General features: G+C 66.2%; 1 protein-coding gene. It reads left to right on the top strand.

Annotated features, from left to right (window positions below; genetic code table 11):
- On the top strand, positions 1 to 237 hold a 237-nt coding region (locus tag ACTJK8_RS32390), incomplete at its 5' end, for a glutathione binding-like protein (RefSeq protein WP_440763217.1).
- Positions 238 to 444: the final 207 nt, after the last annotated feature.

Here is a 444-nt window from a genome sequence, read left to right as displayed (position 1 = left end):
GACGCGCACCTCGCGAAGCACAGCCACATCGTCGGCGACCGCCTGACGCTGGCCGACTTCGATGTCGCGGGCCCGTTCTCACAGAACGAGCGCACGAAGATCCCGCTGAACGAGTTCCCCAACCTCGTGGCCTGGCAGCAGCGACTGCTGAAGACGGTACCGGGTTGGGCGACCACGAAAAGCGAAGTCGACGCGCGTATCGACGGTGCTCTCGAAGCAGCCGGCATCCGACTATGAAAAAGAGCGTCGGCGGCTCTCACGGCCGACCGGCACTGTACCTTCGCGAAAGGTCGAGAGCGGGCGCAAATGCGATGTCCGCGTCGTCGCTCAGCGGTCCGAAAGCGGGCCGGCAGATATCCACCCTGAGCGGACGGCCCGCTACCGACCCAACCCAGCCGCCGGAAGCGGTGCCGGCGTTCCCCCGAAGCAGACGTTCGTCAGCCA

Origin of the sequence: Methylobacterium sp. 22177 (assembly GCF_052045615.1) — a bacterium.
GTDB classification, from domain to species: domain Bacteria; phylum Pseudomonadota; class Alphaproteobacteria; order Rhizobiales; family Beijerinckiaceae; genus Methylobacterium; species Methylobacterium radiotolerans.
Note: the sequence above shows the minus strand (reverse complement) of the source record. Positions and strands in the feature narration are given on the sequence as shown.